22 protein-coding genes are annotated in these 26,232 nt (G+C 67.3%); 6 read left to right on the forward strand and 16 right to left on the reverse strand.

Features of this window, described 5'->3' with window-relative positions:
- Nucleotides 1–1,068 carry a LacI family DNA-binding transcriptional regulator gene (locus AB9O74_RS10710; protein ID WP_176988192.1) on the reverse strand — a complete coding sequence of 356 codons (1,068 nt, stop codon included), beginning with the start codon at nt 1,066–1,068 and terminating at the stop codon, nt 1–3.
- A gap of 42 nt (nt 1,069–1,110) precedes the next feature.
- Nucleotides 1,111–2,403: a sugar MFS transporter gene (locus AB9O74_RS10715; RefSeq protein ID WP_176988191.1), complete on the reverse strand. Its 1,293-nt coding sequence runs from the start codon at nt 2,401–2,403 to the stop codon at nt 1,111–1,113.
- 414 nt (nt 2,404–2,817) lie between these two features.
- Here AB9O74_RS10715 and AB9O74_RS10720 point away from each other — a divergent pair, with 414 nt between their 5' ends.
- The 3 genes from AB9O74_RS10720 (at nt 2,818) to AB9O74_RS10730 (ending at nt 9,088) form a co-directional block, all read left to right on the forward strand.
- The gene (locus AB9O74_RS10720; RefSeq protein ID WP_369349416.1) at nt 2,818–3,789 is read left to right on the forward strand and encodes a glucokinase family protein; all 972 of its coding nucleotides are present in this window, start codon (nt 2,818–2,820) and stop codon (nt 3,787–3,789) included.
- A 154-nt stretch (nt 3,790–3,943) separates the two neighbouring features.
- Nucleotides 3,944–6,658 carry a TonB-dependent receptor gene (locus AB9O74_RS10725; protein ID WP_369349300.1) on the forward strand — a complete coding sequence of 905 codons (2,715 nt, stop codon included), beginning with the start codon at nt 3,944–3,946 and terminating at the stop codon, nt 6,656–6,658.
- A gap of 93 nt (nt 6,659–6,751) precedes the next feature.
- On the forward strand, nt 6,752–9,088 hold the full coding sequence (locus AB9O74_RS10730; protein WP_369349301.1) for a family 20 glycosylhydrolase: 2,337 nt from the start codon (nt 6,752–6,754) through the stop codon (nt 9,086–9,088).
- 155 nt (nt 9,089–9,243) lie between these two features.
- Here the strand turns inward: AB9O74_RS10730 and AB9O74_RS10735 are convergent, their stop codons facing one another.
- Nucleotides 9,244–9,633 (reverse strand): VanZ family protein, encoded by a 390-nt coding sequence (locus tag AB9O74_RS10735; RefSeq protein WP_176988188.1) that lies wholly within the window; start codon nt 9,631–9,633, stop codon nt 9,244–9,246.
- Nucleotide 9,634: 1 nt separating this feature from the next.
- Nucleotides 9,635–10,819, reverse strand: a complete 1,185-nt coding sequence (locus AB9O74_RS10740) for a class I SAM-dependent methyltransferase (protein WP_241696369.1) — start codon at nt 10,817–10,819, stop codon at nt 9,635–9,637.
- 56 nt (nt 10,820–10,875) lie between these two features.
- Between AB9O74_RS10740 and AB9O74_RS10745 the strand changes: the two genes are divergently transcribed.
- Nucleotides 10,876–11,613, forward strand: a complete 738-nt coding sequence (locus AB9O74_RS10745; RefSeq protein WP_176988186.1) for a pteridine reductase — start codon at nt 10,876–10,878, stop codon at nt 11,611–11,613.
- 72 nt (nt 11,614–11,685) lie between these two features.
- Here AB9O74_RS10745 and folK read toward each other — a convergent pair whose 3' ends face one another.
- Nucleotides 11,686–12,177, reverse strand: coding sequence for a 2-amino-4-hydroxy-6-hydroxymethyldihydropteridine diphosphokinase (gene folK, locus AB9O74_RS10750; protein ID WP_369349302.1), 492 nt, complete (start codon nt 12,175–12,177; stop codon nt 11,686–11,688).
- 84 nt (nt 12,178–12,261) lie between these two features.
- Between folK and AB9O74_RS10755 the strand changes: the two genes are divergently transcribed.
- A complete protein-coding gene (locus AB9O74_RS10755) occupies nt 12,262–12,996 on the forward strand; it encodes a 20S proteasome subunit A/B (protein WP_369349303.1) in 735 nt (244 codons plus the stop codon).
- Here the strand turns inward: AB9O74_RS10755 and AB9O74_RS10760 are convergent, their stop codons facing one another.
- The 4 genes from AB9O74_RS10760 to AB9O74_RS10775 form a co-directional block, all read right to left on the reverse strand.
- Nucleotides 12,997–14,511 carry an ATP-binding protein gene (locus tag AB9O74_RS10760; RefSeq protein ID WP_176988184.1) on the reverse strand — a complete coding sequence of 505 codons (1,515 nt, stop codon included), beginning with the start codon at nt 14,509–14,511 and terminating at the stop codon, nt 12,997–12,999.
- A 4-nt stretch (nt 14,512–14,515) separates the two neighbouring features.
- Nucleotides 14,516–14,956 (reverse strand): response regulator, encoded by a 441-nt coding sequence (locus AB9O74_RS10765; protein WP_176988183.1) that lies wholly within the window; start codon nt 14,954–14,956, stop codon nt 14,516–14,518.
- Complete coding sequence (locus AB9O74_RS10770) at nt 14,953–16,773, reverse strand: ATP-binding protein (RefSeq protein ID WP_369349304.1); 1,821 nt, start codon at nt 16,771–16,773, stop codon at nt 14,953–14,955. Before AB9O74_RS10770 ends, AB9O74_RS10765 begins: the two co-directional genes overlap by 4 nt.
- A gap of 245 nt (nt 16,774–17,018) precedes the next feature.
- Complete coding sequence (locus AB9O74_RS10775; protein ID WP_179460045.1) at nt 17,019–17,396, reverse strand: BON domain-containing protein; 378 nt, start codon at nt 17,394–17,396, stop codon at nt 17,019–17,021.
- 170 nt (nt 17,397–17,566) lie between these two features.
- Between AB9O74_RS10775 and AB9O74_RS10780 the strand changes: the two genes are divergently transcribed.
- On the forward strand, nt 17,567–18,607 hold the full coding sequence (locus AB9O74_RS10780) for an oxidoreductase (RefSeq protein WP_369349305.1): 1,041 nt from the start codon (nt 17,567–17,569) through the stop codon (nt 18,605–18,607).
- A gap of 84 nt (nt 18,608–18,691) precedes the next feature.
- Here AB9O74_RS10780 and gnd read toward each other — a convergent pair whose 3' ends face one another.
- The 7 genes from gnd to AB9O74_RS10815 form a co-directional block, all read right to left on the reverse strand.
- The gene (gene gnd / locus AB9O74_RS10785) at nt 18,692–19,594 is read right to left on the reverse strand and encodes a phosphogluconate dehydrogenase (NAD(+)-dependent, decarboxylating) (RefSeq protein ID WP_346477706.1); all 903 of its coding nucleotides are present in this window, start codon (nt 19,592–19,594) and stop codon (nt 18,692–18,694) included.
- A 3-nt stretch (nt 19,595–19,597) separates the two neighbouring features.
- A complete protein-coding gene (locus AB9O74_RS10790; RefSeq protein ID WP_369349306.1) occupies nt 19,598–20,881 on the reverse strand; it encodes a hypothetical protein in 1,284 nt (427 codons plus the stop codon).
- 22 nt (nt 20,882–20,903) lie between these two features.
- A complete protein-coding gene (locus AB9O74_RS10795; protein WP_369349307.1) occupies nt 20,904–21,530 on the reverse strand; it encodes a DUF2242 domain-containing protein in 627 nt (208 codons plus the stop codon).
- A 130-nt stretch (nt 21,531–21,660) separates the two neighbouring features.
- A complete protein-coding gene (locus AB9O74_RS10800) occupies nt 21,661–23,838 on the reverse strand; it encodes a carboxy terminal-processing peptidase (RefSeq protein WP_176988176.1) in 2,178 nt (725 codons plus the stop codon).
- A 237-nt stretch (nt 23,839–24,075) separates the two neighbouring features.
- The gene (gene lipA, locus AB9O74_RS10805; protein WP_176988175.1) at nt 24,076–25,089 is read right to left on the reverse strand and encodes a lipoyl synthase; all 1,014 of its coding nucleotides are present in this window, start codon (nt 25,087–25,089) and stop codon (nt 24,076–24,078) included.
- Nucleotides 25,090–25,107: 18 nt separating this feature from the next.
- On the reverse strand, nt 25,108–25,815 hold the full coding sequence (lipB, locus tag AB9O74_RS10810; protein ID WP_176988174.1) for a lipoyl(octanoyl) transferase LipB: 708 nt from the start codon (nt 25,813–25,815) through the stop codon (nt 25,108–25,110).
- Complete coding sequence (locus AB9O74_RS10815) at nt 25,803–26,081, reverse strand: DUF493 family protein (protein ID WP_121041243.1); 279 nt, start codon at nt 26,079–26,081, stop codon at nt 25,803–25,805. The genes lipB and AB9O74_RS10815 overlap by 13 nt, the downstream gene beginning before the upstream one ends.
- Between the last annotated feature and the right edge of the window lie 151 nt (nt 26,082–26,232).

Raw genomic sequence — 26,232 nt, forward strand, 5'->3', positions numbered from 1 at the left:
TCAGGTCGTTTCAGGAGAAGGAAGCCGTGCACCCTGCGGGCGCATCGGCGCGGTGGAACCACGCACCACCAGCTGCGGCACGAAGCCCTGGTTGCGCAGCTGCAGCGGAGCTTCGTCGTAGGCATCGCTGCGCAGCTGCGCGATCAGCAGGCGCGCGGCATGCCGGGCGATGTCTTCGGTGGCCTGCTTGGCGGTGGTCAGCGGCGGCCAGGACTGGCGCGAGAACGGACTGTCCTCGAAGCCGGCGATGGACAGGTCGTAGGGCACGTTCATGCCCGCCGACTTGGCCGCGGCCAGCACGCCGGCGGCGATTTCATCGTTGGAACCGAAGATCGCGGTAGGCGGCTCGCGCAGCGCCAGCAGGCGGCGCGCACCGCGGAAACCATCGTCGAAGGTGTAGTCGCCCTGCACCACCAGGTGCTTGTCCACGCTCATGCCGTAATCGCGCAGCGCCGCCTCGTAGCCGGCATGGCGCTCCACGCTGGAGCCGTGCGAACTGCTGCCCCACAGGAAGCCGATGCGCTGGTGGCCGAGCTGGATCAGGTGCTCGGTGACTTCGTAGGCGGCCTCGCGGTCGTCGACGAACACGCAGGCACCATCTTCCGGGTCGGCGGTGCCGGCGATGATGCGCGCCAGCTTGATCCCTCGCCCGGTCAGCGCCGCCACCAGGTCGCGGCGCTCGGACATCGGCGCGGTCAGCACCAGCCCGGCCAGGCGCGAACGCTGCACCCAGTCGGCCAGTTCTTCGGCCAGCATCGGTGAGCTGGAATCACAGGGATGGATCTGCAGCCCGAACCCGGTCTCGCGACACGCAGCGAGGACGCCGTTCTGCATGCCGATGATGTGGTACGGATTGGGGTTGTCGTAGACCAGCCCGATCACCAGGGTTGTACCGGTGCGCAGGTTGCGCGCGGCCGGATCGGGCTCGTAGTCCAGTTCGGCAATCGCGCGCAGGACACGCGCGCGGGTGGCCTGCATCACCGAGGGCTCATTGTTGATGACGCGCGAGACGGTCTTCAATGACACCTTGGCCCGTTCGGCGACATCCTTGATGGTCGCTCTGCGCATGGCTTTGTCCTGCGGGTTCCGTGGAGCGTCCATGATCGCCGATCACTGCCCGTCGCGGGGCAGGCCGATCCGGTGGCCGCGCACTGAATAGAACAGGATGTAGAGGTAGCAGGGAATCATCAGCCCGGCGAACACCCACTGGAAATCGAAGTGCTGCTTGAGCACGGCGAACAGCTGCGGAATGATTGCGCCACCGGCGATGGCCATCACCAGCAGGGCCGAGCCGGTTTCGGTGAAACGGCCCAGGCCGCGGATCGCCAGCGGGAAGATCGCCGGCCACATCATCGCGTTGGCGAAGCCGAGCGCTGCCACGAAGCCCACCGAGACATAGCCGTGGGTGAGCAGCGCGCCCGTGCAGAACACCACCCCCAGCACTGCGGAGATGCTCAGGTAGCGCGACTGCGAGACCAGGTGCGGAATCATCGCCAGGCCGGCCAGGTAGCCCAGCAGCATGCCGCCCAGGGTGATCGAGGTGAACATCTTGGTCTGGTCCAGCGGCAGGTTGAAGCTGTGGCCGTAGGTGCCGATCGCATCACCGGCCATCACTTCCGCGCCGACATAGACGAACAGGCACAGCACGCCCAGCCACAGGTGCGGGAACTGGAAGATGCTGGTGCGCTCGGCCACCCCCGGCGCGCGGGCCGGCGTGGCGTTGGCTTCGGACGTCTTCAGTTCGGGCAGCGGCGAGAACAGCACACCCACCGCCAGTACCACCAGCACCCCCGCCATCACCATGTACGGCAGCTGGATCTTGCTGGCGAAGGTATCCAGCAGCGCATTGCGCACGACCGGGTCGGCCGCGGCCACCTGCTCGGTCAGATCGCCGATGCCGTGCAGCACCAGCGTGCCGATCAGCACCGGGGCGAGCATGCCGGCGATCTTGTTGCAGATGCCCATTACCGCGATACGGCGCGCGGCCGTCTCGATCGGGCCGAGGATGCTGATGTACGGGTTGACCGCCGTCTGCAGCAGGGCCAGCCCGCTGCCGATGATGAACAGGCCGCTGAGCGCGCCCGGATACCAGCGCTGCTGGGCGAAGTGGGCGAACACCACCGCGCCGGCCGCCATCACCAGCAGGCTCAGGCTCAGGCCTTTCTTCATGCCGGTGCGCTTGAGGATCCACGAGGCCGGCAGCGCCAGGAAGAAATACGACAGGTAGAAGACCATCAGCACCAGGAAGGCACCGACCTCGTCCAGCTCGAAGGCGAGCTTGACGAAAGTGATCAACGGGCCGTTGAGCCAGGTGAAGAAGCCGATCAGAAAGAACAGCACGCCGATGATCAGGATCGAGGTGAGCACGCTCGAACGCGCGGAGGCAGCAGGCACGGCAGACATCAGGGAGGCTCCTGCATCGACGGCACCGGAGCGGCGTCGGAAGAGTGGCTGGGAACAACGTTGTCACATTTATTCGTTGCCGCCGCCGGGTTTGTCAACAACTGGTTCACGCCGCCCCCGCGCATTTTCCTTTGCTGCACCTGCGCAATCTGGCGGCAACGCTCGCGGCGGGAGGAGCGGAGCCCGTATTCATGGGGGTTTGCAAAAACATGACGGCGCCGCGATGAAAACGTTTTCGTGCGCAAACCCACGCTGCGACGCAACATCGAAAGTCTGAGGTTATCGTTGACATCGTTGTCAGAACGATTACAGACTCCGCCTCAATCGCCGGGTCCGCCCTGGCCACGCCCAACCGATGGAGTCCGTGTGACCAACGCCGCCCACGCTGTTCCGGCCCATGCCCCGCCCGCCGCGATGCCGCCGTTCCTGGCGGCCGACGTGGGTGGTACGCATGTCCGGGTTGGCCGGGTCCAGGCCAGTGCCGATCCGGCCCATCCGGTCGAACTGCTGGACTACCGCAAGTTCCGCAATGCGGATTACGCCGGCCTCAGCGCGATCCTGTCCGACTTCCTGGCAGATGGCCCGCGCCCGACGCATTGCGTGGTCGCCACCGCCGGCTATGCCCGCGACGACGGCACGGTGATCACCGCCAACCTGCCCTGGCCACTGTCGGCGCGGCAGATCGAGCGGGAGGTCGGCCTGGACCAGGTCTACATCGTCAATGACTTCGAGGCCGTGGCCTATGCCGCCGCCCAGGTCGATGCCAGCGGCGTGCTCCAGCTGACCGGCCCGGCCACCGCCCCGCGCGGCCCGACCCTGGTGGTCGGCCCGGGCACCGGGCTCGGCGCGGCCGTGTGGATCCCGACCGCACATGGCGCCGTAGTCCTGGCTACCGAAGCCGGCCAGCCCACCCTGGCCACCACCACCGAACTGGAGATGGCGATCGTGCGGCAGATGCTGCGCGAGCGCTCGCATGTCTCGGTCGAGCAGGCGCTGTCCGGCCCCGGCCTGATGAATCTGTATCGCGCCCTGTGCGCGTTGAACGGCCAGGCGCCGACGCTGACCACCCCCGATGGGGTCACCGCCGCCGCGATGGCCGGCCACGACCCGCTGGCGCGGCAGAGCCTGGACGTGTTCTGCGGCCTGCTCGGCAGCACGATCGGCGACATGGCACTGCAGTACGGCGTCACCGGCGGGGTCTACCTGGCCGGCGGCATCCTGCCGCAGATCCGCGACTTCCTGTTGAACAGCACGTTCGTCGAGCGGTACCTCAACAAGGGACCGATGCGCGAGGCGCTGGAACGCATTCCCGTGAAAGTGGTCGAGCACGGGCAGCTGGGCGTCATCGGCGCCGCCAGCTGGTACCTCGGCCGCTCGGACACCTGATCTGCCGCGGCGCCGGGATCGGCGCTGCGGACAACGCACCACGCAGTACGTAGCACCCAAGGCGCACCGGACAACAGGCGCGCGGCACAGTCGTACCAGACGCAAGCAAACAGACGCCGTCGCCGGCGACCATCGAGTGATGAGGAGAGACATCATGAACACCCGCAAGACCCTGCTTTCCGCAGCCATCGTCAGCTGCCTGGCCTTCAGCGCCCACGCGCAGCAAGCCCCCGCCTCCACGCCGGCCGCAACCGACCTGGACACCATCCAGGTCACCGGCATCCGCGGTTCGATGGAGAAGTCGCTCGATACCAAGCGCGAAGCGAATGCGCGCCTGGAAGTGGTCACCGCCGAAGACGTGGGCAAGCTGCCCGCGCACAACGTCGCCGATACCCTGCAGCGCGTGCCCGGCGTGAACATCAGCTCGTCCAGCGCCGATGAAGGCGGCTTCGATGAAGCCGACCGTGTCAGCCTGCGCGGCACCAGCCCGAGCCTGACCCAGACCCTCATCAACGGCCACAGCGTCGGCTCGGCCGACTGGTTCGTGCTCAGCCAGGGCAACAACGTCGGCCGCAGCGTCAGCTATTCGCTGCTGCCGTCCGAGCTGGTCAGCTCGGTGGAAGTGAACAAGTCCTCCCAGGCCAAGCTGCAGGACGGCGGCACCACCGGTACCGTCAACATCATCACCCGTACCCCGCTGCAGTTCGCCAAGCAGTTCACGGCCGAAGCATCGATCGGCGCCGTGCGCTCGGACCAGGCCGACTCGACCGATCCGCAGTACTCGGCCCTGTTCAACTACAAGAATGACGCCAACACCTTCGGCGTGCTGGTGCAGGGCTTCTACCAGGAGCGCGAACTGCGCCGTGAAGCGCAGGAAATCCCGGGCGGCTTCTTTGCGCTCAAGGCGACCGATCCGGTCGTGGCAGGCATCCCCGATCCGGCCAATCCGGGCCAGTTCCTGCAGGCGCCGCGTCCGGACCTGGAAGGCCTGTCCATTCCCGGCCTGCTGGGTTCGACCCTGTTCGAGCAGACCCGCAAGCGCAAGGGTGGCATGGTCACCGTGCAGTGGAAGCCGATCGACACGCTGACCCTGGGCCTGAGCGGCTTCACGTCCGAACTGGAAGCGAACAACTACAACCGCAACTTCATGATGTTCGGCAGCGGCTTCGGCCGCACCCAGGCCCCGGACCCGGGTTACACCGTGGTGGATGGCGTGATCACCAACGCGACGTACACCGGCGTTCCCGGTACGAACTACGGCGTGTACGACATGATCTACCGCGAGGCCACCGCCAAGAGCAGCTACGTCACCTTCGACGCGGACTGGCAGATCAACGACAACCTCAACGCGAAGTTCCAGGCCGGCACCACCAAGGGCACCGGCGAAACCCCGCGCCAGTTCATCGCCGAAGTCACCGTCGGCCAGGGTGGGGGCGCGTCTTACGCCAGCCACGGCGCCGGCTCCCCGGTCGACTGGAACATCGGTGGCGACATCAGCGAAGCAGGCGTCAGCAGCTTCGGCACCTGGGGCAACCAGCTGGTCAAGGCAGAGGACAAGGAAGACTGGGCGTCGCTGGATTTCAACCAGTACTTCAGCAACGGTGGCACGCTGAGCTCGATCGACTTCGGCCTGCGCTTCGCCGACCACGAACGTGAAGCCCTGTCGCCGGAAGGCGCCAGCCCGGGCGACATCTGGTCCGCACTGCGCGGCAGCGCCACCGGGCAGTACCCGGGCAACTTCGCCAGCGGCGTGGGCGGCAGCTTCCCGCGCAACATCTGGTACTACACCCCGGATGCGCTGCAGAACGCCATCGTCAACAACTCGACCTGGCTGGCCGGCAACGACGGTCCCGACGGCCGCCACAACTACGGTGCCGAGTGGAAGGTGAAGGAAAAGAACTTCGCCGGTTACGTGCAGGCCAACTTCACCGGTGACTGGTGGAGCGGCAACATCGGCCTGCGCTACGTCAACATCAAGCAGGACATCGACACCTACCTGGCCGTCAGCGATCCGGCCCGCGCCGACGTGCGCAGCCTGTTCGGCATGTGGCAGCGCCAGGCCTTCGAGAACAAGCACGACCGCGTGCTGCCAAGCGCCAACATCAAGTTCGACCTGGACGATGACCTGGTGCTGCGTGTGGCTGCGTCGCAGACCCAGACGCTGCCGGACTACTCGGCACTGGGTGCGTCCTCGTGGGGTTCGGATCTGAACAAGACCGGCGGTGGCGGCAACCCCGACCTGAAGCCGACCCTGTCCAGCAACCTGGATGCCAACCTGGAGTGGTACTTCATGCCGCGCGGCCTGTTGTCGCTGGGCGCGTACCACATGCGCCTGAAGGACTACATCGCCTTCGACGTGGTCCAGCGCCAGCTCTTCAGCGAACTGACCAACCAGCTTGAAACCTACGACATCTCCACCCCGATCAATGCCGATGGGCAGGTCACCGGCGTGGAAGTGGCCTACGAGCAGCCGATCGGCGAGTACTTCGGCGTCAACGCCAACTACACCTACGCCAATGGCAGGACCAACCACACCTGGGCCGATGGCACCAACAACCTGCTGGGCACCTCGAAGAACACCTACAACGTGGGTGCCTACTTCGAGAACGAACGCTTCGGCGCTCGCGTCAGCTACACCCGCCGTTCCTCGTTCCTGATCAGCCTGTCCGGTACCAACCCGTACTACCAGGACGACTTCGGCACCCTGTCTGCGTCGCTGAGCTACAAGGCAACCGACTGGCTGAGCATCAGCCTGGATGGCCTGAACCTCAACAACCCGACCTACAAGTACTACCAGAGCGCGTTGATTCCGACCTCGTTCTACTCCAACGGCCGCCAGTACTATCTGAACTTCCGCTTCAAGTACTGATCGCCGCGGTAACACGCTGCACACCTGAAACGGGCCCGGATTTCCGGGCCCGTTTCACAGGTGGAACCCGATTCGCTACAAAGGAATGACCCGATGCACACCCGCACCCGTCGTACCTCGCTGTCGCTGCTGTCCTTCGCACTGGCACTCTCCCTCGCACCGCTGGCCCAGGCCGCCGACGCACAGGCACCGGATGGCCCGAAGGCCCTGCCCGGTTCGCTGATGCTGATCCCCGCGCCGGCGAAGGCCGAGCGCCTCGACGGCGCCGGCTACGCGGTGACGGCGGCCACGCCGGTCCGTGCACAGGGCCCGGTCGCGCAGCGCGTCGCCACGCAGTTCGCCACCCTGCTGCGCGACAGCGGTGGCCCGGCGGTAACGGTGGGCGAAGGACGCGGCAAGGACGGCATCCGCTTCGTGCTGGACGCCACGCTCAAGACCGGTGCCGAAGGCTACCAGCTGCGTTCGGACGCGCGCGGCGCGACCGTACAGGCCGCCACCGAGGCCGGCCTGTTCTACGGTGCGGCCACGCTCTCGCAACTGCTTACCGGCGGCAGCAATGGCACGCTTCCGGCGCTGCGCATCGATGATGCCCCCCGTTTCAGCTGGCGCGGCCTGATGCTCGATTCGGCCCGCCACTTCCAGAGCCTCGACGAGATCAAGCAGGTCCTCGATGCGATGGCCGAGCAGAAGCTCAACACCTTCCATTGGCATCTCACCGATGACCAGGGCTGGCGCATGGAGATCAAGCGCTACCCGAAACTGACCGGCGTCGGCAGCTGCCGCATTCCGGCCGGCGATGGTGGCCGCGATCCGGTCACCGGCGCCGAGCGTCCCTACTGTGGGTTCTACACCCAGGAACAGATCCGCGAGGTGATCGCGTATGCGGCCGCGCGCCATATCCAGGTGATCCCCGAGATCGACGTGCCCGGCCACGCCACCGCAGCGATCGCGGCCTATCCGGAGCTCGGCACGATCGACACCCCGCTCAAGCCGCTGAGCGAATGGGGCGTGTTCCCGAACCTGTTCAACACCGACGACAGCACCCTCGAATTCCTTGAGAACGTGCTGGAAGAAGTCATCGCGTTGTTCCCGGCCAGGTATGTGCACGTGGGTGGCGACGAAGCGGTCAAGGACCAGTGGGAGGCTTCCGCGCGGGTGCAGGCACGCATGCGCGAGGTGGGCGCCGGCGATGAGATGGAGATGCAGAGCCACATCATCAAGCGCCTGGAAACGTTCCTCGAACAACACGACCGGCGCCTGATCGGCTGGGACGAAATCCTCGAAGGTGGCCTGCCGCCGGAAGCCACGGTGATGTCGTGGCGCGGTACGGAAGGCGGCCTGAAGGCTGCCAGCGAAGGTCACGACGTGGTGATGTCGCCGGTGACCGACATGTACATGGATTACCTGCAGACCAACGCGGAGAACGAGCCGCCGGGCCGCCCGGCGACGATTCCGCTGGCGCGCGTATACGGCTTCGAGCCGGTGCCGGACGCGCTGGCCAAGGACAAGCAGCACCACATCCTCGGCCTGCAGGCCAACATGTTCACCGAGCACACGCGCAGCTACGCGCGCCTGCAGCACAACCTGTTCCCGCGCCTGGCTGCCGTGGCCGAGACCGGCTGGTCGCCGCGCGCGCGTCGCGATTACGCCGATTTCCTGGCACGCCTGCCGGCGCAGCTGCAGCGCTACCAGGCGATGGGCATCGCGTATGCGCAGACCCCGTTCCAGGTGGAACTGGACAGCCATGACGATCGCGCTGCCGGCACCGCGACGCTCGCACTGCGCAATCCGCTCGGCTACGACATCCACTACAGCGTGGATGGCAGTGCGGTCACCGCCCAGTCGCCGCGCTACACCGCCCCGCTGCAGCAGCCGCTGCCGGTGGCGTTGCAGGCCGCGACGTTCTTCAACGGCCAGGCATTGGCCAAGGCCGCCAGCCGCTTCGATATCACCGCCACCTCGCTGCTGTCGCGGACCGACGAGCATCTGGCGCAGTGCCCGGGCGAAGGCCAGCTGCTGCTGCGCCTGGAAGATGATGGCCCGGCCGACGGCGAGCGTGCGATCTTCAACGTCGACATCTTCAACCCGTGCTGGCTGTGGAAGGATGCCGATGTGGACGGCATTGCCAGCGTCCGCATCCGCGCCGGACAGATCCCGTATTACTTCCAGCTGGCCCACGACGAACCCAGCCGTCGCTTCGCACCCAAGCGCAGCGCACACGGGGAAATGGACATCCTCGGCGGGCAGTGCGATGGCAAGCCGCTGGCCAGCGTGACGCTGCCGGCCGCACCGGGTGCCGATGGGTTCATCACACTGGAGGCGGCGCTGCCGCGTTCGCTCAAGGGCACGCAGAATCTGTGCGTGCGCTTCACCGGCGACACCCGGCCGACGATGTGGGTGCTGGATGAGATGACGCTGCAGCCGCGGTAACGCCGCAGCCACAAACGAAACGGAGGAGGTAGTGCCGGGCGCTGGCCGGCACCTCATGAATCCGACATCGCCAGGTTGCCGGCCAGCGGCCGGCACTACCTGTCATGCGTCGTCCGGGCAGCAGTACCCGTCATGCGTCACCCGCATCGCAGGCGTCACCCGCGCAGGCGAAGCAGCAGGTCGCGCAGCGGGGTGAACACAATCGCCATGCCGGCCAGCACGCCGACGCTGTTGGCCAGCGCATCCATCGGGTCGGCCATGCGGTTGACGGTCAAAGCGCCCTGCGCGAACTCGATGCCGATGCCCAGCGCGACCAGGCCGACCGCCGCCCAGACCAGGGCTGCGCGGCGCTGGTAGATCTGCACGGCCGATGCGGCCAGCAGGAAATACGCGAGGAAGTGCTCGACCTTGTCGCTGTTCTCCGGCAACGGAATCGGCGGCGGCGGGATCAGGCAGACCACGAGGGTGCCCAGCACCGCCAGCCACCACAGCGCCAGCCATGCCCGCGGCCAGCGCAGCGGCTTCAGCAGCGTGGTCGCGGCCACCTTACAGGCGCCAGGTCAGATCGCCGAGCTCGAAGGCGGCTTCGAAATCGACATCGCGCTGGAAGCCCATCACCTGGAAGCGCTCGCCCATCCCGGTCGGCAGCGTCAGCTTTTTCACCTGGTCGCGCAGCCGCACGCGGCCGATCTCGTCGGTACGCGCGTCGGCCTTTTCCAGCAGCGCATCGAGCCCGTTGCCGAGCAGGAAACTGGCCTGGGTGCAGTATCCGGCCAGCTCGAAACCGGCGCCGGTACCCGACTCGGCCAACGCGGTGAAATCCACCGAGGCGGTCAGGTCCTGCAGGCCCGGCCAACGGTACAGGTCGTTGTGCACGTGGTGGCGATAGAACGCGCGCACAGTGCCCTCGTCGCGGTCGTCCTGGTAATACTCGTTGCGCGGGTAGCCGTAATCGACGAACAGCATCGCGCCGCGCTGCAGGCCGCCGGCGATCGCCTGGATCCAGTACGGCAGCTGCGGCAGCAGTTCGGAGCGGTAACCATCGGCGAAGGGCTTCTCGCGGTAATGCTCGACGTGGCGGACCGCCGCCGTGAGCATCGCATCGGCCGGCTGCGCGCCCCGCACGAAGGCACCGTCGGCATCCAGCTCCACGGTTTCTTCATAGACCATGCCGTCGCGGGCGAGGAAGCGCGGCGTCGGCAGCGCGTCGATCACTTCGTTGGCGAAGACCATGCCGTCCCAGTCGTCATCGAACGGGCGGTCCAGCCATTCCACCAGGGCGAACACCGGCGGGATCAGCGCCTTCTCCAGGCGCTCGCGCTGGCGCTCGCGCAGGTCGGCGCTGGGCTCCAGGATCGCGTAGCGCTCAGGCAGCGCGTCCAGTTCCAGCATGCGCTTGAGCAGCACTTCGGCGAAGGCGCCGCTGCCGCCACCGACTTCCATGAACCGCGCTTCCGGGCCGAGCTGCTGCATCACCGGGGCGATCGCGTTGGCCAGGGTCGCGGCGAACAGCGCACCGATTTCCGGCGAGGTGGTGAAATCGCCGGCCGCGCCGAACTTGCTGGCACCGGCGCTGTAGTACCCCCAACCGGGCGCGTACAGGCTCAGCTCCATGAAGCGGGAGAACGGCATCGCGCCGCCGTTGGCGAGGATTTCAGCGCGCAGCGCCGCAGCCAGCTCGTCGCTGTGGGCCAGGGCGTCGGATTCGGGGAGGGGCAGTGGGGAATGCATGGCGCGGGCGATTGCGGTGACAATGCACAGCATAGCCTGAGCAGGGAGTACCCCCGATGACCGATACCGCGCCCGTGGCGCTGATCACCGGCAGTGCGCGCCGGATCGGCGCGGCCATCGCCCGCCAGTTCCACGCCTGTGGCTGGTCGGTGGTGCTGCACGCCCACACCTCGACCGCCGAGCTGCAGCAGATGGCCTTCGACATGGACATGCTGCGCCCGGGCAGCGTGCTGGCCCTGCAGGCCGATCTGCGCGATGCCGAGGCCCTGCCCGACCTGGTCGACCAGACCGTGGCCCAGTTCGGCCGGCTGGACACGCTGGTCAACAACGCCTCGAACTTCTACCCCACCCTGCTCGGCCAGATCACCGCTGCGCAGTGGGACGACCTGTTCGCGGTCAACGCACGCGCGCCCCTGCTGCTGGCCCAGGCCGCGGCGCCGCACCTGCGCCGCCAGCAGGGCAGCATCGTCAACCTGACCGACCTGCACGGCACCCAGCCGATGCGCGACCACCCGGTGTACGCAGCTGCCAAGGCCGCGCTGGAGATGGTCACCCGCTCGCTGGCGCTCGAGCTGGCGCCCAAGGTCCGGGTCAATGCGGTCGCGCCCGGGGCGATCCTGTGGCCGGAACAGGGCAAGGATGACTTCGCGCAGCAGGCGCTGCTGGCACGCACGCCGCTGGCACGCACCGGCACGGTGGAGGAGATCGCCGAGGCGGTGTACTGGCTGGCCACCGATGCCGCGTTCGTCACCGGGCACACCCTGCGCGTGGATGGTGGGCGGACGTTGTCGTAAACGCCGGTTGGACCGCACGCTGGGTCGCGTGCAGGCCCCGTACCGACCAACGGTCGGTACCTACCGCATCGATCAGCCGGGCAGCAGGTCCATCGTGTCGAACGGCTCGCCGAACTGCCGATGCGCGCGCCACAGCGCCTCCAGGGTCAGCCCGCTGACGGGATCGCGGAAGTCCGGGGCGATGTCGGCAAGCGGCTTGAGCACGAAGGCGTGCTTGAGCTCCGGGCGCGGGATGCGCAGGTGGCCGGGGCCTTCCACGATCAGATCGCCGTAGAACACCACGTCGATGTCCAGGGTGCGGTCGCTGAAGCGCGGGCCGCTGCGGTCGCGGCCGTGGGCATCCTCCAGCGCATGCAGCCAGTCATCCAGCGTCTGCAGCGGCAGATCGGTCTGGATCGCCACCGCGTTGTTGAGGAAATCCGGGCCATCAAAGCCCACCGCGGCGGTGCGGTAGGCCGGCGAGACCGCGATCGCGCCGAAGCGCGCGCGCAGGGCCTCCACCGCGGCGTGAAGATGCTGTTGCGGCTGCAGGTTGCTGCCCAGGCTCAGGAGCGCAGTGATCATGGTATTCAGCGTACGTGGGGCGACTCCACACGGGGGCAACGGGGCCAGCGCATAGAATCGGGGTGCACATCATAGGACACCGACATGACCTATTGCGTCGGCATCGAGGTGGACGAAGGCCTGGTCTTCGCCGCCGACACCCGTACCAACGCGTCGCTGGACGACGTGCGCGTGCACCGCAAGCTGCACGAGTTCGAGTTTCCCGGTGAAGCGGCCTTCGTCATCATGGCCGCCGGCAACCTGGCGACGACCCAGCTGCTGATCTCGCGGCTGCGGCGCGACGTGGAGGAGCAGCGGCCCGAGAACCTGCGCGCTTACCGCCATCTGTTCGAAGTGGCCGAGTACGTGGGCCGCGTGCTGCTCGACAGCCAGGTCAAATCCAGCACGCATGAGTCCGGGCAGGATGGCATCGTGACCCAGGCCACGCTGATCCTGGGCGGCCAGATCGGCGGCGAGCACCCCGGCCTGTACATGATCTACCCGCTCGGCAATGCGATCGCGGCGTCGCCGGAAACGCCGTTCCTGCAGATCGGCGAATCCAAGTACGGCAAGCCCATCCTGGACCGGATCCTGCGCCCGCAGACCCGGCTGGAAGATGCTGCGCGCACGGCCATCGTGTCGCTGGACTCGACCATCCGCTCCAATCTGTCGGTCGGGCTGCCGGTCGACCTGGTCCTGATCCGCAAGGATGACCTGCGCATCACCCAGCGCATGCGGCTGGCCGGCGACAGCCCGCTGTACGCGGAAATCCACGGCAATTGGTCTTTCAAGCTCGAACAGGCCGTGGCCAGCCTCCCCCGGTTTCCGTGGGAGGCCTGATCAGGCGGTTTCCAGCGCCTCGGCGACCGAACGGAACACCTGCTGCATTTCCAGTGGTTTGCGCAGCACGTGCACGTTGATGCCTGGTGGGAAGACCGCCAGCGGCACGGTGACGTCGGCTTCTTCCAGCACCAGCGCCGGGCCGCGATAGCCCAGCGAGGCCATTTCGCCGAGCAGGTGGCTGGCCGAGAGCAGCTTGGAGCCCGCATCGGCGATCACCAGCGCGGGCATGGTCTCCTGCTGCATCCAGCGCAGCGCGGCGGCGCCATCGGAGGCCAGCTGCAGGTGATAGCCCTGGCTGGAAAGCGCATTGCCCAGCAACGACAGCCGCGTGGCCTCGCCATCGACCACCAGGATCGACTGCCCCGTACCGGCGGTGATCGGCCCATCGACCGCCTCGGCCGCATCGGCGATCACCTGCATCGGCAGCAGGACATCGAACCGCGTCCCGACGCCCGGGGTGCTGTCGACCTGGATGGTCCCGTGCGCGCCTTCGATGATGCGCTTGCAGGAAATCAGGCCGAGCCCGGTGCCGGTCGCCTTGGTGGTGAAGAACGGATTGAACAGGTTCGACAGCGTCTGCGCATCCATGCCGATGCCTTCGTCGGACACGGTGATGCACAGCCAGTCATCGCCATGGGTATCGGCGGCCGCGGCAGCGCGCAGGGTCAGCCGGCCACCCTCGGGCATGGCCTGGATGGCATTCAAGGACAGATTGAGCAGCACCTGCTGCAGCTCGGTGTAATTGGCATCCACCGCCAGCCCGTCGGCCACCTCCAGGTGCAGGGTGACCTTGGCCGGCAGGTTGCTGCGCAGGAGCAGTTCCACGCCTTCGAACAGGTGGGCCAGGCAGATGTGCTCGCTCGGCTTGCGCGAACCGCGCACGAAGGACAGCATCGACTCGGCCATCTCGTGGCCGCGGCGGCCGCACTCGGCGATGATGTCGGCCAGATGGTGCAGCTGCGGATCGTCGGTGCGTGCCTTGAGCAGGTCCGGCATGATCAGCAGCGGCTGCAGGATGTTGCGCAGGTCATGGCTCAGCCCGGCCGCCAGCAGCGACAGGCTTTCCAGCCGCTGGGCGCGCATCAGCTCGGCTTCCACCCGCTGGCGGTCGATCGCGCTGCGCGCTTCGCGCACGGCGCGCGCCACCGCCGAGGGCAGGCGCGCCGGCTGGTGCTTGATGATGTAGTCGTTGGCGCCCTGGTGCAGGGCGGCCACGGCGTTTTCCTCACCCATCGTGCCGGACACGAAGATGAAGGGCACGTCCGGCAAGGCGGCGCGCACGATCTGCAGCGCTTCATTGCCGGAGAAGCCGGGCATGCTCAGGTCCGACAGCACGATGTCCGGCGCGGCGCGCTCCAGCGCTTCGCGCAGTTCCTGCGCGCTCTCGACCCGCTCGAAACTGGCCTCCAGGCCAGCATCGAGCATCTGCTCGCACATCAGTTCGGCGTCTTCCGGCGAATCCTCGATCAGCAGGATCCGCAGGGCACCCAACGCAGGGCCGGTGAGCGGCATGGGCTTACTCGACCTCCGGTGCCTGGTTGATCAGACCCCAGAACTTGCCCAGGGTCTGCACCGCACCAAAGAACTGGTCCACGTCCACCGGCTTGACCACGTAGGCGTTCACGCCCATGTCCCAGCTGCGCGCCAGGTCGCTTTCTTCGCGCGAGGAAGACAGGATCACCACCGGCAGCCGCTTGAGCTCTTCGGTGTTGCGGATTTCCTTGAGCACTTCCAGGCCATCCATGCGCGGCATCTTGATGTCCAGCAGCAGCACCGCCGGCAGGCCTTCCTCGCGGTTGGCGAAGGCGCCACGGCGCAGCAGGTAGTCCATCGCTTCCACGCCGTCTTCGACATGCACGATCGGATTGGCCAGGCGGGCTTCCTTCAGGGCGTCGATGGCCATCTCGGCATCGGCGGGGCTGTCCTCGGCGAGGAGGATGGTGCGGAGAGCGGTCATGCGGCGGAGCCCTTGTTGATTGCGTCGAGCGCGGGTGGAAGAACGAAGTGGAACGTGGCGCCCTGATCGACCGCCGACTCGGCCCAGATGCGGCCGCCGTGGCGGGTCAGCACCCGGCGGACGCTGGCCAGGCCGATGCCCGTGCCCGGGTAGTCGCTGGCCTTGTGCAGCCGTTGGAACACCCCGAACAGCTTGCCGGCGTAGGCCATGTCGAACCCGGCGCCGTTGTCGCGCACGGTGAACAGATGGCTGCCGTCAGGCTGGAGTTTGTAGTCGACCTCGATCCGGGCCGGCTCGCGGTTGGAAGAATACTTGATCGCATTGCCGAGCAGATTCAGCCAGACCTGCCGCATCATGTTTTCATCGGAAACGATGATCGGCAGCGGTGCGATCTTCCAGTCGATATGGTGCGGTACGCCGGTACTTTCCGACTCGCTCTGCTGGTTGGCATCGAGCATGGCGCGGGTGTCGGCGACCAGCGACTGCATGTCCACGGCCTGCAGGCGCATCGCCGCCCGGCCCAGGCGCGAATAGACCAGCAGATCGTCGATCAGGGCGGCCATGCGCTTGGCCGAATTGGAGATCACGCCCAGGTAGTGCAGCGATTTTTCATCCGCGCCCTCGCCCAGGTGGCGGGTCAGCTTGTCCGAGAAACCGGCCACGTGGCGCAGCGGCGCGCGCAGATCATGCGATACCGAATAACTGAACGCTTCCAGCTCGCGGTTGACCTCGGAGACCTGCTCGACCTTGCCTTCCAGCTGGCGGTTCAGTTCTTCCACGCGCAGCTGCACGGCGCGCTGGACGGTGACATCGCTGACGGTCATCAGCACCACTTCATCGTCCTTGTCCGGCAGTGGCATGCGCCGCGCGTTGATCAGCATGATCCGCACCACGTCATCGGCGGTGCGCTGCTCGTGCTCGTAATCCCACAGCTCGCGGCCGCGCAGCAGTACGTCGGTCAGGCGCTGGCGGACCACCGCATCGGCCCAGGCGCCGTCGCCGATGCTGTCCAGCGGCAGCCCTTCGGCCGGGGCCTCTTCGTCCAGGCCGTACAGCTCGCCGAATGCCGGGTTGTGCATCTGCACGCGCAGCGCGCGGTCGAGCAGCACGATCGGCTCGCGCACCGTGTGCAGCACCGAGGCCGCACGCTCGGCCGCACGCAGCGAGGCACGTTCCGCACTGAGACGGTGGCGGATCTGCCGCTGCAGCAGCCACAGCACCAGGCCAAGCAGCAGCAGCTGCACGATCAGTGCCGACCAGGAGACGAGCTCGCCCTGGCGCTGCTGCGCGGCGAACAGTTCCGAGCGCTTGGCGAGCAGCTGCTCTTCGGTGGCCTGCAGTTCCTCGACCAGGCGGCGGATCGGATAGCGGGTGGTCAGGTCAGCCACCAGCTGCCGCTGATCGGCGTCGGGCGCGGAACGGGCCAGCTGCTTGGCCAGTTCCATGCGGCGTTCAAGCATCGACTGGATGCGACCGATCCGGATCAGCTGATCGGGATTGTCGCGGGTCAGTTCGGCCAGCCGGTCCAACCGCCCGGGAATATCATCGGCCTGCGCCAATCGCTCGCGCAGGCCCGGCGCGTCGATGCCCTTGGACATCGTCAACGCAGCGGATTCAACATCGCGTACGTCAGCCTGCAGCTGATAGACGGCCACGCCGACATCCTGGGTGTGGGTGACCCAGTTCATCGCATCGATGTTGTCGTTGGCCAGTTTGCGCAGGGTGAGCCACGGCACCACGATGATGGCTACCGCCGCCAGGGCCAGGGCCGGCAGACGCCAGCGGTCCCAGATTTGATCACTGAACACCAGCGCCATAGTCCCTCTTCAGCTCGATGCCAAGACCGGCCATGCCCAGCCACCGGAATGACCGGGCCGTGCACCGCGCCGACGATGGCGAAGCGCTGAATATACTCCACCCCTTTGTGAATACGCAGGCAATCACCTGTCTGAACGCGCTCGCGGAGGCTCGGAGGGAGCGCGACGCCTGCCAGGCAGAGGGGGACAGCCCCACAAAAAAAAGCGCGCCCGAAGGCGCGCTCCGTTCAGCGGTACAGCCGGACTCAGCGCTTGGCAGCGGCTGCGGCGACCTTCAGGCCAGCGGCGTCGACACGCTTGACGCCCTTGATCTGCTGGGTCACGCGGACGGCCTTGTCATGCTCGGCCTGGCTGGCCACGGTGCCGGTGAGGGTGACCACGCCATTGACGGTCTCCACCTTGACTTCGGTACCCGGGACGTTCTTGCTGGTCAGCAGGTCGGTCTTGACCTTGGTGGTGATCCAGCTGTCGGTAACCGGCTCGGCCGAATCGTGCGTATCGGCATGGGTCATCGCGGCATGATCGGTGCTCTTCGGCGGATCCTTGGCCATCGCGGACGAGGTGCCCAGCACCATGCCCAGGGCCAGCGAAGCAGCAAGCAGATTACGGGTCGTGTTGGTCATGTTCGAATTCCTTTGCGGATGTGGGGCCAGTGTCCGTGCAGGGCCGTGGACGGGACGTGGGCACCACATAACGTTGCCGTGAACCACTCAGCTTGCTGCCGAACCGTTCAGATTTCCGCCTCGCGCGCGCAGCCGTTACGCTGTCCTGCCCCGTTATGTTGGAGTGCACCATGGCCGCCGTACTTCAGGTGGGACTGATCGGCTACGGCCTGGCGGGCAGCGTGTTCCATGCGCCATTGATCCTGCACACGCCGGGGCTGGCCCTGCACAGCATCGTCAGTTCGCAGCGTGATCGGTTGCTGCGCAGCTTCACCGATGTGCGCCTGTGCGACGACCCGCAGCAGCTGTTCGATGACCCCGCGGTCGACGCCGTCGTCATCGCCACGCCCAACGATGCGCACGCACCGCTGGCGCGCGCCGCGCTGGCCGCGGGCAAACACGTGCTGGTGGACAAGCCGTTCGCGCTTTCGGTGGCGGAAGCCGAGGCAGTGGTGCAGGCCGCGCGGGAGGCCGTCCGTGTGGTCACCGTCTTCCAGAACCGTCGCCATGATGCCGACTTCCTCACCCTGAAGCAGGTGCTCGCCGAAGGCCGCGTCGGCCGCGTCGCCGAATGCCATTCCCACTTCGACCGGTTCCGCCCGCAGGTGCGTGACCGCTGGCGCGAGAGCGATGCCCCCGGCAGCGGCCTGTGGATGGATCTCGGTCCCCATCTGCTCGACCAGATGCTGCAGCTGTTCGGCTGGCCCGGCGCGATCAGCGCGGACCTGATGGCGCAGCGCGAGCACGCGCTCGGCAACGACTACTTCCACGCGGTGCTGCACTACCCGCGCCACCGCGCGATCCTGCATGCCGGTTCGCTGGTCGCCGCCTCCAGCCCACGCTTCATCGTGCATGGCGATGCCGGCAGCTACCTCAAGGACGGGCTGGACGTGCAGGAAGATCAGCTGCGCCGCGGTGTTGCACCGGGCGCGCCGGGCTGGGGGCTGGACCCGCAGCATGGCCACCTGGTGCGGGCCGATGCGGACGGACACACCCAGCGCAGCACCGTGGACAACGTGCCCGGCGATTACCGCGCGTTCTACGCGGCCTTCCGCGATGCGATGCTGGGTACGGGCGAAGCGCCGGTCAGCACCGCGCAGGCACTGCAGCTGATGCGCCTGCTGGAAGCGGGCGCAGAGAGTGCACGCAGCGGGCGGCGGGTGACCCTGTGAGTCGGCCACGCCAGTCGACGTAGATCCACGCCCTGCGTGGATGCGGGCCGGACGATCACGTTCCGTCGGCCCGCATCGGTCGGCTCAGGTCGACTTGATCGCGTGGCCGCCGAACTCGTTGCGCATCGCCGCCAGCAGGCGATCGCTGAAGGAGTTCTTCTCGCGCGAGCGCAGCCGCTCAAGCAGGGACAGGGTGATCACCGGAGCCGACACGTCCAGGTCGATCGCTTCGGCGACGGTCCAGCGGCCTTCGCCGGAGTCATCGACATGGGGCGCGATGCCGTCCAGCTGCGGGTTGCGGCCCAGCGCATCGGCACTGAGATCGAGCAGCCACGAACGCACTACGCTGCCGTGCTGCCAGGCCTTGGCGACCTGCGCCAGATCGAGGTTGAACTCGGTCTTGTGCTGCATCAGCGCGAAGCCTTCCGCGTAGGCCTGCATCATCCCGTACTCGATGCCGTTGTGGACCATCTTGCAGAAGTGCCCTGCCCCGCTCGGGCCGACATGCGCCCAGCCGCGGTCTTCACCCGGTGCCAGCGTGCGGAAGATCGCGCCGATCCGTTCGACCGCGGCCTTGTCACCGCCGATCATCAGGCTGTAGCCCTCCTGCAACCCCCACACGCCGCCGCTGGTGCCGCAGTCGATATAGGTCACATCTTCGCCCTGCAGCTGTTCGCTGCGGCGCATGGAGTCCTTGTAGTACGAGTTGCCGCCGTCGATCACCACATCGCCTTCGGACAGATGCGGCGAGAGCGAGGCCAGCGTCTGGTCGACCACGCCGGCCGGCACCATCAACCACACCACGCGCGGCACCGGCAGCGCGGCAAGCGTATCGGCGATCGAGGCGCTGACCTCGAAACCACGCGCGGCCGCCGCGGTGCGTGCGGCCTCACCGGGATCGACCCCGATCACGCGATGACCGCCGCGGTGCAGGCGCTCGGCCATGTTGGCGCCCATGCGGCCCAGTCCAATCATTGCAATATCCATGACTCACCTTTGCTCAGCTTGCGAATACGGTTGTGTAACGGGAGAGACCGGCGCGGCCGCGCACTGCTGCAGCTGTGCGTCGATCCAGCGCCGGTACAACGTGGTGTGCAGATTGTGCAGCCCCAGCTCGATCGCGAACGGCGTACGCGGATTGCGGTCGAGCAGGCGCGCGATGTGATATCCGATAGGACGTATACCGCGTGGATGCACGTAAATCAGGAACCCCTGGTAGAACGGATCGTCCAGCAATGCGTCCAGTTCCTTCAGCAGCGGCTGCTGCGCGGCCGGCACTTCGCGCCGCCAGATCGGATCACGCTCGATCAGCAGGCGCTCGAATCGGCGCGGGCCCGGGCCCGGAATGCGTTGGGCCAATGACCAGATGCGCCGGTTGATCCGGTCGTAGTACGCGAAGCCGTCGTGCTCGCGCAGCGCGCGCGCCGCCGCATCACTGACATCGACCACCACGAAGTTCTCGGCCTGGTTGTTGATGTCGTCCAGGTAAGCGCGGTCGAACACGTGCTCGATGAAGCCGGGCGTCCCGACGAACGCCTGCCGCCCGCGCTGGGCGGTCTTCGTTGCCTTCCCATCGGCGAGGAACTCGCCGGCATGCCGGCCGAGCAGGATGCTGTCGGTCTCGTGCAGGGTCAGGAAGGTGCCGATGGACAGCTCTTCAGCCGAGAACGCGCGATCGAACGCGGCATCGCCGTACAGCTCGCGCTGGGTCGCCAGCTGCGCGACCTGGCGGCCGACCCCGCATTCCGCGCGCACGCGGCCGTCGTAGAAGGTCTGCAGTGCCGCGCTGTTGGCCTCGGCCGGCTGATAGCCACGGCCGAAGCTGCGGAAGCGCTCCCAGCCCTTGGCCTGGGCGCCACCGGCACCGAAGCCGATCCAGCCCAGCTGAAGCGCCGAGAAGCGGAACCCCTCGTTGTCCTGCAGGGCGGTGGTGGCACGGCGGGTGGCGGCGCCGAGCTTGAACGCATAGGCGCAGACCGTGGCCGGATCATCGAACAACGTGGGCAGCCAGGCCTGCCGCTGCGCCTCCGACCACTGCCGCGGCAGCTGCACGCGCAGGTCGCCGGCCGCCTGCGCCTGATGCAGGTCGGCGCGCTCGCAGACCGGTCCGCCCTGCACCATCGGTGCCTCGATATCAGCGGCGCTGATCCGCCAGCCCAGCTCCTCCAGCACGCGCTGCGCGCAGGACGCCGCACTCCACGCGCTGGCCGCGGGGATCAGTCCCAGCAGCGCGCCGAGCACGCAGCGGTGCCAGCGCCGCGATCCTGCTGCCATGGCCTGCCGCACCCCTGCCCGCTCAGCGCAGCGATGCCGGGGTATCGCTCACCACCGTGGCGGGCGGCGCCTCCACCGCTGCAGCGGGCGCCGCGGGCGGGGCGGCGGCCGGCGTCGGCTCGGGCACGGCGGCGGCCGGCAGGTACTGCTGCAGACGCTCGAAGAAGCGGCGGTAGAAGGTGGCGTCCTGTACGGTGCTGCTGGCCACTTTCACCAGCGAGTCGTCGTTGCTGCCGAACGGCAGCGAGACCGAGCCCAGCGCACCCACGCCAACGCTGGCCGAGGTCGGGCTCTTCTTCAGCGCGTAGCGGTCCTGCACGGCGCTGACGAAGACCAGCGCCTGGTCGCCGCGCGGCGCGCAGGAAATCCGCAGCACCAGCTGCTCGTGCTCCTCATCCTTCGGCTGGAAGTTCTTGTTGCCCTCCACCGCGTCATCGCCGGCGCGGGCGATCGCATAGCCCTGGCTGAGCAGGGTGCGTCGGGCGGCTTCGCAGGCCTGGGCCGGCGGGCCGGGGACGGTGCGCGAATAGGTATCGCCGGAGTCGAAGGACTCCCGGATCAGGGTACTGTCGGCGGCGCGGCCGCCACAGGCGGTCAACGCGGCGAACACCGCCAGCAGCGGGATCGAACGTACACGACGAAAGCGCATGGCCGCTCCTGCGGAAATCCAGCCTCCAAGGATAGACCTGTGCGCGTTGGCAGGAGGTGGATACGCACAGGCCGCCCCGAAGGGCGGCCTGTGGAGTTGTCACCTGTTCAGCTGGCGGCCGCCGAAGCGGTCAGTCCGCCCAGCGGCCGACGCCGGTCGACTGCGGCAGGACCTGTGCCGACAGCGGACGGTCGGCCTCCAGCAGGTTCACCGCATCGGCCAGGATCGCGGCCGACTCGCGCAGCAGCGGATCCGGGCGCTTCTCGGCAGCCTTCTCGCGGGCGGCATCCTTGACGATGTCGCGCTCGTTGCCGGTCAGCCCGTCGTCATTGCTGTCATCGGCCAGTGGATCCAGATCCAGGCCCAGCTGCTTGCGGATGGCCTGGCGATCGGTGCGCTGCCGGTCCTGCTTCTCACGCTCGGCGCGGCGCTCGGCCTCGTTGAGCGAGATGTACTTCTTGGCCTTCTCGGCGCGGAACTGCTCGACATCCTCGTTCCACCACTGGAACTCCTTGTCGGCGGCGATGCGCGTGTCGTGGCGGCTTTCCAGCTTGGGCAGCAGCGGACCGAAATTGCCGTACTGGGTGTGCGGCACGGCAGCGATACGGGTCCACGGCAGGGCGTTGTCGTAGGTGCTTTCGCCGTACTCGCTGGCGTCCACGCTGGCCGGGAAGGCCAGATCGGGCACCACGCCCTTGTGCTGGGTGCTGCTGCCGCTGACGCGGAAGAACTGGGCGATGGTCAGCTTGACCTGGCCGAAGCGCTGGGTCTCGCCACTCGGCCAACGGTCGAGGTCGACGATGTTCTGCACGGTGCCCTTGCCGAAGGTGGTCTCACCGATCACCAGGCCACGGCCGTAATCCTGGATGGCGCCGGCGAAGATCTCCGACGCGGAGGCCGAGCCGCGGTTGATCAGCACGGCCAGCGGACCGTCCCACGCCACCACTTCACTGCGGTCGCTGTTGACGGTGACGCGGCCACCGGACTCGCGCACCTGGACCACCGGGCCCTGTTCGATGAACAGACCGGTCAGTTCGATCGCTTCATCCAGCGAACCACCACCGTTGTTGCGCAGGTCCAGCACCACGCCGTCGAGCTTGTCGGCCTTGAAGCCGGCCAGCAGCTTGGCCACGTCGCGCGTCGCCGACGCGTAGTCCGCGGCATTGCGGCGGCGGCCTTCGAAGTCCTGGTAGAACGTCGGCAGCTTGATCACGCCGACCTTGCGCGCCGGCTCCCCATCCTTGGCCGGGATGGTCAGGGTTTCGCCCTTGGCGGCCTGTTCGGCCAGGCGCACCTTCTGGCGGGTCAGCACCAGGGTGTGGTGCTTGCCGTCGACGCCTTCCTCGGCCGGAATAAATTCCAGGCGGACCTGGGTATCGCTCTTGCCGCGGATCTTGGCCACCACGTCATCGATGCGCCAGCCGATCACGTCTTCAAGCGGACCGGACTTGCCCTGGCCCACGCCGACGATGCGGTCGCCGGGCTTGAGCGTGCCATTGACCGCGGCCGGGCCGCCGGCGATGACCTCGCGGATCACCACCATGTCGTCCTGGCGCTGCAGCTGCGCGCCGATGCCCTCCAGCGACAGCGACATCGCCTGGTTGAAGTTCTCGGCGGTGCGCGGGGTGAAGTAATCGGTATGCGGGTCGACGGCGCTGGTGTAGGCGTTGAGGAAGAACTGGAACACGTCCTCGCCCTTGAGCTCATTGACCGACTTTTCCAGCGTGGCGTAACGCTTGTCCAGCGTCTTGCGGATCTCGGCCGGCTGCTTGCCGGCCAGCTTCAGGCGCAGCCAATCGTTCTTGACCGACTTGCGCCACAGATCGTCCAGTTCGGCGCTGCTCGCGGCCCACGGCACGTCCTTGCGGTCGTACTCGAACTTTTCGTCGGTGCTGAAATCGAAGTCCTGCTTGAGCAGCTTGCGCGCATAGCCGACGCGCTCGCCCACGCGCTGCTTGTAGACCGCGAACACCTGGAACGCCGGCTCCAGCTCACCCCCACGGATGGCGGTGGCGATGTTGGCCTCGAACGGCGCGAAGCGGGTGATGTCGGCCTGGGTGAAGAACTGCTTGCTGCTGTCGAGCGACTCCAGGTAGCGCTTGAAGACGTCCTTGGAGGTCGCCGCATCGAGTGCGCGCGGCCGGTAGGCGTATCGGCTGTCCGAGAGCAGTCCGTAGACCAGCTTGGAGGTGGTCACCTGGTCGGCCGTGGCGGCCGAGGGCAGCGCGGGCGAATCGGCGTAGGCGGCCAGTGCCATCGGCGCGGTGAGCGCCAGGGCCATCAGGAATGCGGGGGCTTTGAATTTCATGGACTAGCTCGTGGCACCTTGCCAAGGGAGAGACTGCGTGCATTACAGACACCACGACAGTGCCGAAAGTTGCCGCGTTTGTCACCGGGGCCTTCAGCCTACCGAGGCCGTTGGAGAAATTTGTGAATACCGGCGGGATCGGCAGGCAGGCACAGGCCTGCGGCCATCCGCGGTTCAGGGCCGCGGCCGGGGGAAGACAGGGGGAATGACGGAACGGGCCCCGAAGGGCCCGTTGGATCAACCGGCGACGCCGGCGTCGGCCGCCTGGCGGTCGGCGTGGTAGGACGAGCGCACCATCGGACCGGAAGCGACGTGGCTGAAGCCCAGCGCGTTGCCGTACTCCTCCAGCGCCTTGTATTCCTCGGGCGTCCAGTAGCGCAGCACCGGGTGGTGGTGGGCGGTCGGCTGCAGGTACTGGCCGATCGTGATCATGTCCACGTCGTGCTCGCGCAGGTCGCGCAGCGTGGCCTGGACCTGCTCGAGGGTCTCGCCCAGGCCGAGCATGATGCCGGACTTGGTGGCGATCTCCGGATGCTGGGCCTTGAACTTCTTGAGCAGGGTCAGCGACCACTGGTAATCCGCGCCCGGGCGCACGTTGCGGTACAGGTCCGGCACGGTTTCGATGTTGTGGTTGAACACATCCGGCGGATTGGTCGCCAGGATCTCCAGCGCGCGCTCCATGCGGCCCTTGCCACGGAAGTCCGGGGTCAGCACTTCGATCTTGGTGTTGGGCGACTTGGCACGGATGGCGCCGATGCAGTCGGCGAAGTGCTGCGCACCGCCGTCGCGCAGGTCGTCGCGGTCCACGCTGGTCACCACGACGTACTTCAGGCCCATGTCGGCCACGGTCTGGGACAGGCTGGCCGGTTCATTGGCGTCCGGCGGCTTGGGCCGACCGTGGGCGACGTCGCAGAACGAGCAGCGGCGGGTGCAGACCTCGCCGAGGATCATGAAGGTCGCGGTGCCGTGGCTGAAGCACTCGTGGATGTTGGGGCAGCTGGCTTCCTCGCAGACCGTGACCAGGCGGTTCTCGCGCAGCTTGGCCTTGAGGTTCTGCACGGCGTTGCCCGACGGAATCCGCACGCGGATCCACGACGGCTTGCGCAGCACCGGCGCGTCGGCGAACTGCACCGGCGAGCGGCCGATCTTGTCACCGCCGATCTGTTTGACGCCCGTCTGCAACGGGGCGGCGGACGGCGTGTCGCCCTGCACAACCTGCAGGGGAATGAGGCGAGCGGTGGTTTCAGTCATGGCCTTGGTCGGCGGCGTTCACGCCGCGTCAGTCAAATCGGGTAATTCAGCGGCCGGCTCGAGGGCCAGGCCGAACTGGCGGGCCAGATGGCCCAGCAGCACCGGCGTGACGGCCGCCATGCCGGACGGTCCCCCCAAGTCTACCACCGAGGTCACCTGCAGCCCTTGATAGCCACAGGGGTTGATCCGGCGGAACGGTTCCAGGTCCATGGACACATTGAAGGCCAGGCCATGGAAGGTGCAGCCGCGGCGCACGCGGATGCCGAGGGCGGCGACCTTGGCCCCGCCCACGTAGACGCCGGGGGCGCCGTCGAGGCGCTCGGCGCCGATGTTCCATTCGTCCAGGGTGTCGATGATGGCCTGCTCGATCCGGCAGACATAGTCGCGCACCCCGATGCCCAGCCGCCGCAGCTGCAGCAGCGGGTAGATCACCAGCTGGCCGGGGCCGTGGTAGGTCACCTGGCCGCCACGGTCGACATGCAGAACGGGAATATCGCCGGGGGCGAGCACGTGCTCGTCCTTGCCGGCCTGGCCCAGGGTGAACACCGGGTCGTGCTCGACCACCCACAGTTCGTCGCGGGTGGCATCGGTGCGGGCATCGGTGAAACGCTGCATGGCGTGCCAGACCGGGGCATAGGGCTGGCGGCCGAGGTCACGCACGAGGGCCGGTTGCGGCGCCCGGTCGCCCGGGGCCGCGGCGGTGGCGCAGCTGGCTACAGCGTCCACTTCACTTCCGGGTGGTCGCGCAGCGCGTTGTGGGCGGCGTCGTACTGTTCGCGGTTGTCGGCCTTGAACACCAGTCGCACGGACACGTACTTGCCGTTGGACGAGTGTTTCCAGCTGACCCGTTCGGTCAGTACTTCCAGGCCGGCGAGCTCGAGCAGGCGCGGCAGTTCGCGTTCCAGGTCGTTGCCGGCCGCGCCCATGGCGCTGAGTTCGAACTGGCCGGGGAACTGGAAGCCGTGGTCGGGGTTGTCAGACTTGATCTCCATGTCCGGGATTATGGGGATGCCCGCGCCCGAACCCAAGCGTTGCTTGATCGTGCGCACAGCGGTACCGAACGGCACGTGAAAACGCCTGTATCGCCACTGATACGCAGCAGTGCGTGCGCAGTGCTGTTCACAGGATCACGCTCTGACTACG

Origin of the sequence: Stenotrophomonas sp. JAG2 (assembly GCF_041080745.1) — a bacterium.
Lineage (GTDB): Bacteria > Pseudomonadota > Gammaproteobacteria > Xanthomonadales > Xanthomonadaceae > Stenotrophomonas > Stenotrophomonas maltophilia_AA.

What these genes read in the sequence shown, in the direction of transcription:
- AB9O74_RS10795 (WP_369349307.1), bottom strand. Translation starts at nt 21,530, where the DNA reads ATGCGCTTTCGTCGTGTACGTTCGATCCCGCTGCTGGCGGTGTTCGCC.
- AB9O74_RS10760 (WP_176988184.1), bottom strand. Translation starts at nt 14,511, where the DNA reads ATGCCGCTCACCGGCCCTGCGTTGGGTGCCCTGCGGATCCTGCTGATC.
- AB9O74_RS10730 (WP_369349301.1), top strand. Translation starts at nt 6,752, where the DNA reads ATGCACACCCGCACCCGTCGTACCTCGCTGTCGCTGCTGTCCTTCGCA.
- AB9O74_RS10765 (WP_176988183.1), bottom strand. Translation starts at nt 14,956, where the DNA reads ATGACCGCTCTCCGCACCATCCTCCTCGCCGAGGACAGCCCCGCCGAT.
- AB9O74_RS10710 (WP_176988192.1), bottom strand. Translation starts at nt 1,068, where the DNA reads ATGCGCAGAGCGACCATCAAGGATGTCGCCGAACGGGCCAAGGTGTCA.
- AB9O74_RS10800 (WP_176988176.1), bottom strand. Translation starts at nt 23,838, where the DNA reads ATGAAATTCAAAGCCCCCGCATTCCTGATGGCCCTGGCGCTCACCGCG.
- AB9O74_RS10755 (WP_369349303.1), top strand. Translation starts at nt 12,262, where the DNA reads ATGACCTATTGCGTCGGCATCGAGGTGGACGAAGGCCTGGTCTTCGCC.
- AB9O74_RS10740 (WP_241696369.1), bottom strand. Translation starts at nt 10,819, where the DNA reads ATGCATTCCCCACTGCCCCTCCCCGAATCCGACGCCCTGGCCCACAGC.
- AB9O74_RS10780 (WP_369349305.1), top strand. Translation starts at nt 17,567, where the DNA reads ATGGCCGCCGTACTTCAGGTGGGACTGATCGGCTACGGCCTGGCGGGC.
- AB9O74_RS10715 (WP_176988191.1), bottom strand. Translation starts at nt 2,403, where the DNA reads ATGTCTGCCGTGCCTGCTGCCTCCGCGCGTTCGAGCGTGCTCACCTCG.
- AB9O74_RS10790 (WP_369349306.1), bottom strand. Translation starts at nt 20,881, where the DNA reads ATGGCAGCAGGATCGCGGCGCTGGCACCGCTGCGTGCTCGGCGCGCTG.
- AB9O74_RS10775 (WP_179460045.1), bottom strand. Translation starts at nt 17,396, where the DNA reads ATGACCAACACGACCCGTAATCTGCTTGCTGCTTCGCTGGCCCTGGGC.
- AB9O74_RS10725 (WP_369349300.1), top strand. Translation starts at nt 3,944, where the DNA reads ATGAACACCCGCAAGACCCTGCTTTCCGCAGCCATCGTCAGCTGCCTG.
- AB9O74_RS10815 (WP_121041243.1), bottom strand. Translation starts at nt 26,081, where the DNA reads ATGGAGATCAAGTCTGACAACCCCGACCACGGCTTCCAGTTCCCCGGC.
- folK (WP_369349302.1), bottom strand. Translation starts at nt 12,177, where the DNA reads ATGATCACTGCGCTCCTGAGCCTGGGCAGCAACCTGCAGCCGCAACAG.
- gnd (WP_346477706.1), bottom strand. Translation starts at nt 19,594, where the DNA reads ATGGATATTGCAATGATTGGACTGGGCCGCATGGGCGCCAACATGGCC.
- AB9O74_RS10770 (WP_369349304.1), bottom strand. Translation starts at nt 16,773, where the DNA reads ATGGCGCTGGTGTTCAGTGATCAAATCTGGGACCGCTGGCGTCTGCCG.
- AB9O74_RS10745 (WP_176988186.1), top strand. Translation starts at nt 10,876, where the DNA reads ATGACCGATACCGCGCCCGTGGCGCTGATCACCGGCAGTGCGCGCCGG.
- lipA (WP_176988175.1), bottom strand. Translation starts at nt 25,089, where the DNA reads ATGACTGAAACCACCGCTCGCCTCATTCCCCTGCAGGTTGTGCAGGGC.
- AB9O74_RS10720 (WP_369349416.1), top strand. Translation starts at nt 2,818, where the DNA reads ATGCCGCCGTTCCTGGCGGCCGACGTGGGTGGTACGCATGTCCGGGTT.